Origin of the sequence: Thalassovita aquimarina (assembly GCF_018219815.1) — a bacterium.
Lineage (GTDB): Bacteria > Pseudomonadota > Alphaproteobacteria > Rhodobacterales > Rhodobacteraceae > Thalassobius > Thalassobius aquimarinus.
Genome location: NZ_JADMKU010000044.1, coordinates 1 through 4,980, shown reverse-complemented (window position 1 = coordinate 4,980; position 4,980 = coordinate 1). Strand labels below are relative to the sequence as shown.

Below are 4,980 nucleotides of genomic sequence, written 5' to 3'. Positions count from 1 at the left end.
CGAAATCGGCGGACAGGATCGACGGCGCGATCTTCAGGGAACGGTCGAAAGTCATCTCAGGTCTCTCCTTTGAGGGGCGGAATTTGGATCGAATTCCGTGGGTGTTTTCCCTACCGGAAAACGCTGCCGGTTAGTGGTCCATCACGTGCTGATCGGTCACCTGCTGCACCATCTCGGCGCTGCCGAAGACCAGCGGCACCCGCGCGTGCAGCCCGTCGGCCTGCCGCTCCAGGATTGGGGTGGCGCCATCGGTGGCCTTGCCGCCCGCCTGTTCGATCACCATCGCGATCGGTGCGCATTCATACACCATCCGCAGCCGTCCGCTTTCATAGCCGGGCCGCGAATCGCCGGGATATAGGAACACCCCGCCCCGGGTCAGGATACGGTGGGTTTCGGCCACCAGCGACCCGACCCAGCGCATGTTGTGTTCCATCCCCGTCGGGCCGTCCTTGCCCGCCAGGCAGGCGTCGATATAGGCCTTCACCGGCTTGGTCCAGTGCCGCTCATTCGACGCGTTGATGGCGAATTCCTTTGACGTCTGCGGTACCTGCATCGCCTGTTCGACCAGCACGAATTCGCGCTTCGCCGGGTCCAGCACATATTGCAGCGTGCCATTGCCGAAGGTCACCACGAGGCAGGTCGCCGGGCCGTACAGGATATAGCCCCCCGCGATCTGTTCACTGGCCGGGCGCAGGAAACTTTCCTCGGCGCCGTCCTTGGCTTCGAAGATCGAAAAGATGGTGCCGATCGACACGTTCACGTCGATGTTCGACGACCCGTCCAACGGGTCGATCGCCAGCGCGTAGCGGCCGGTTTCCGAGGTCTGCAGCGCCGCTTCCTGTTCCTCCGAGGCGTACCAGCGCACATCGCCGCCGCGCAGCGCCGCCTCGAACATTTCATCGGCCATCACGTCCAGCGCCTTCTGCTGGTCACCATCGGTGTTTTCGCCGACCTGCGCCGCCAGCGCCCCGCCCAGCGCGCCGCGCGCGATCACGCCGGCCACGTCGATGGACACGGCGCACAGCGCGTTCAGCGTCGGGTACAGCGCTTCGGGGATCAGGTCAGGGGCGATTACGGTGGCTTGCGTGGTCATGTGGATATCCGCTCCGGGCAACTTGGGGGCAACTGGGGGCAATTGTAACTTGCCCCACAGGCTATTTCAGAGATTGGCGCGAATTTGAATGCCCCAATTGGGTTTTGCGACCTTATTGCCCGCCCTTTGCGCGCTTTGAGGCGCTCCAATTCCCACAGTGCGGAATGACTTTCCGCATTCTATTGATCGCCCCGGGTCTTTGTGCCACTCTGCGAATAAAACGGGAGGATATCCGAGTGAGGTTTGGGGGGAAAACCGCCATCGTGACCGGTGCGTCCAGCGGCATCGGCAAGGCCACCGCGCAGCGGTTGGCCGAAGACGGCGCATCTGTGGTTCTGGTCGACATCAACGAAGACGCGCTGCAACAGGCGCTGCCCGCGACCGGCGGACCGCACATGACGATCGTCTGCGACGTCGCCGACGAGCTCGCGGTCAAGTCCTGCATCGACACGGTTCTGGATCGGTACGGCCGGATCGACGTGATCTGCAACAATGCCGGCATGATCTGCACCCATGATCCGATCACCGATCTGGACAGCGACCGGATGAAGCGCGTGTTCGAGGTCAACCTGTTCGGCCAGATATATTTCATCAAGCACGGCGCCAAGCCGATGATCGCGCAGGGCGGCGGCGCCATCGTCAACACCGCCTCGGTCGCGGGCATCCGCTCGGGCGCGGGCGGCAATGCCTACTCCGCCTCCAAGGCCGGGGTCATCAACCTGACCCAGACCACCGCCTGCGATCTGGGCCAGTACGGCATCCGGGTCAACGCGGTCTGCCCCGGGCTGATCGAAACCGGCATGACCAAGCCGGTGTTCGATTACGCCCGCGACAAGGACAAGGAACACAAGCTGGGATCGCGCGCCGAACTGCGCCGTTATGGCAAGCCAAGCGAAATCGCGTCCGTCATCGCCTTCCTCGCCTCCGACGACGCCAGTTTCGTCACCGGTCAGGCGCTGGCCGCCGACGGCGGTAACACCGCATCATTGAACATGCCCGGCATGAAATTCTGAATCACGAGAGGTTTCCATGTTCGACCGACATTTCGCACATTGGCCCGAAGGCGTGCCGCATCACCTCGACCTGCCGGAAAAAACCATGGTCCGACTGGTGGCCGACAGGGCCGCGGAACAGGGCGACCGCCCGGCGATCATCTATCACGGCCGCACCATCAGCTACCGCGAATTCTGGGATCAGGTCGAACGCATGGCCGGTTACCTGCAGCAGCGCTGTGGCGTCGAAAAAGGCGACCGGGTGCTTCTCTACATGCAGAACGCGCCGCAATACGTGATCGCCTATTACGCCATCCTGCGCGCCGACGCGGTGGTGATCCCGGTCAACCCGATGAGCCGCCACGCCGAATTGCAGCACTACGCCCGCGATTCCGGCGCCACCGTGATGCTGACCGGGCAGGAACTACTGCAATTCGCGGGTCCCGTGGCCGAGGAAGGACTGATCACCACCGTCATCGCCGGCCATTACGGCGAACTGGCCGATCCCGATTACGACATCCCGCTACCCGATCCGCTGGGAATGCTCCATCCCGCCGACATCGACGGCCCCGGCGTCACCCGCTGGTCCGATGCGATCGCCGCGGGCCTGCCCCCCGGCGCCATGCAGGCGACCCACGACGATCTGGCCGTGATCCCCTACAGTTCCGGCACCACCGGCCAGCCCAAGGGCTGCGTGCACACCCATCGCAGCGTTCTGGTGACCGCCTATGGCGGCATCGTCTGGAACCAGATGGACAGCGACGACCTCAGCCTGTCGGTGCTGCCGTTCTTCCATGTCACCGGGATGCAGGCCTGCATGAACGGCCCGCTGCTGTCGGGCGGCACGATGGTGATCATGACCCGCTGGAACCGCGCCATCGCGGCCGAGCTGATCAAGCGCTACCGGATCACCCGCTGGCGCTCGATCTCGACGATGGCGATCGACCTCGTCAACGATCCCGATTTCGACAGCTACGACCTCAGTAGCCTGGAGGCCATCGGCGGCGGCGGCGCGGCGATGCCCGAAGAGATCGCGAAGAAGCTCAAGGACATGACCGGCCTCGATTACATCGAAGGATATGGCATGTCCGAAACCATCGCGGCGACCCATATCAACCCGACGGACGCGCCCAAGCGGCAATGCCTCGGCATTCCGGTCTTCGATGTCGATTGCCGGGTGCTCGCGGTCAGCGACGACCACGAACTCGGCCCGGGCGAAACCGGCGAAATCATCATGTCGGGGCCGCAGGTATTCCAAGGCTACTGGCGCAACGAAAAAGCCACCCGGGACGCCTTCGTCACCCATGACGGCAAGCGTTTCCTGCGCACCGGCGACATCGGCTATTACGACGAGGACGGCTATTTCTTCATGGTCGACCGGGTCAAGCGGATGATCAACGCCGCCGGCTTCAAGGTCTGGCCGGCCGAGGTCGAGATGCTGATGCTGAAATGCCCCGACGTGGCCGAAGCCTGCGTGATCGGCGCCCAGGACCCGCGCCGCGGCGAAACGGTCAAGGCCTACGTCGTACGCAGCGCCCAGGGCGCCAATGCCAGCACCGAACAGATCATCGATTGGTGCCGTGGCGAAATGGCCGCCTACAAATGCCCGCGCGACATCACCTTCGTCGACAGCCTGCCGAAATCCGGCAGCGGCAAGGTGTTGTGGCGTGAATTGCAGCAGCAGGAACAGGAAACGCAAGGTAAAGAGCAAAAAGCGGCGGTCTGAGGCATCTGCCCCGCTTGACCGGCGCGGATCGGTTCAAGTAGGACCACCGAGTCAATGAATAAGGCCAAGAAAACAAGCCATATCGGGGAAGTAGCGTGAGAAAGAGAACAGCGGATACGGCAGCCGAACTGACCGAGAACGAACATAGCGGCGACCGTCAGTTCGTCACCGCCCTGCATCGCGGGCTGGAAATCCTGCGCGCCTTCCGTCCGTCCGACGTCAACGGGCTGGGCAATCGTGAACTGGCCGAACGCACCAACCTGCCCAATTCGACAGTGTCGCGGCTGACCTACACGCTGCTGAAACTGGGCTACCTGAGCTATGACGAAGGCACCGGCCACTACAAGATGGGCGTGCCGGTGCTCAGCCTCGGCTATGCCTGCCTCGGCGGCATGAAAATCCGCGAAACCGCGCAGCCCTTCATGCAGCGTCTCGCCGATGAATGCGGCGACGGGGTTCTGGTGGCGCTTGGCGGGCGCGACGACAACGCGATGACCTATATCGCCTGCGCCCGCGCCGCCCAAGGCATGATTTCGCTGCAGCTCAATGTCGGGTCGCGCATTTCGCTGGCCCGCTCGGCGATGGGCCGCGCCTATATCGCCGGAACCGACGAGGCCGAGCGCAAACAGATCATGGACCTGACCGAGGACCGCTACGGCCCCGAGGACTGGCCGAAAATCCGCGACGAGATCTATGAGGCGCAGGAACAGATCCGCGAACAGGGCTTCTATGTCAGCCTGGGCAAATGGCAATCCGACGTGCACGCGGTGTCGGTGCCCTACCGGTCGATGCATGGCGACACGCCGATGCTGGCCTTCAACCTCGGCGGCCCGGCCTATATCCTGCCGCGCGAGAGGCTGGTGGGTGAACTGGGCCCGAAGCTGGTCGAGATGCGCGACAACATCGCCAGAACGGGCGTCTGAGGCATAGCCAGCGAACGCCGGGCCAGCGCCAGTCCGCGGGATGGCGCTCCACAGCTCTGAGCATGGCAGTTTATGCCAGCCACATCCGCGCTCGTTATCAACGACAGAACAGGTCTCACCAAAGCGCCAGTCCGTCCGGGCGGACTGGCGCTGGCCCGGCGGCCTAACGGCCTAGGGTCAGGACCCATTGATTTCCGCCGGGTGGCGTGATTCACCGTTCGAAAAACGAGCGGTAAAATGTCTGAC

Annotated in this window: 4 protein-coding genes; 3 read left to right on the top strand and 1 reads right to left on the bottom strand. The window is 63.5% G+C overall.

Annotated features, from left to right (window positions below; translation table 11 throughout):
- Positions 1 to 130: 130 nt before the first annotated feature.
- Positions 131 to 1,093: a class 1 fructose-bisphosphatase gene (locus tag IT775_RS21000; protein ID WP_212703205.1), complete on the bottom strand. Its 963-nt coding sequence runs from the start codon at positions 1,091 to 1,093 to the stop codon at positions 131 to 133.
- Between the two features lie 236 nt (positions 1,094 to 1,329).
- Between IT775_RS21000 and IT775_RS20995 the strand changes: the two genes are divergently transcribed.
- The 3 genes from IT775_RS20995 (at position 1,330) to IT775_RS20985 (ending at position 4,734) form a co-directional block, all read left to right on the top strand.
- Positions 1,330 to 2,106 (top strand): SDR family NAD(P)-dependent oxidoreductase, encoded by a 777-nt coding sequence (locus IT775_RS20995; protein WP_343231176.1) that lies wholly within the window; start codon positions 1,330 to 1,332, stop codon positions 2,104 to 2,106.
- Between the two features lie 16 nt (positions 2,107 to 2,122).
- Positions 2,123 to 3,811 (top strand): long-chain-fatty-acid--CoA ligase, encoded by a 1,689-nt coding sequence (locus tag IT775_RS20990; RefSeq protein ID WP_212703203.1) that lies wholly within the window; start codon positions 2,123 to 2,125, stop codon positions 3,809 to 3,811.
- Between the two features lie 95 nt (positions 3,812 to 3,906).
- Entirely contained in the window at positions 3,907 to 4,734 is an 828-nt protein-coding gene (locus IT775_RS20985) for an IclR family transcriptional regulator (RefSeq protein ID WP_343231175.1), read from the top strand.
- Positions 4,735 to 4,980 lie beyond the last annotated feature (246 nt).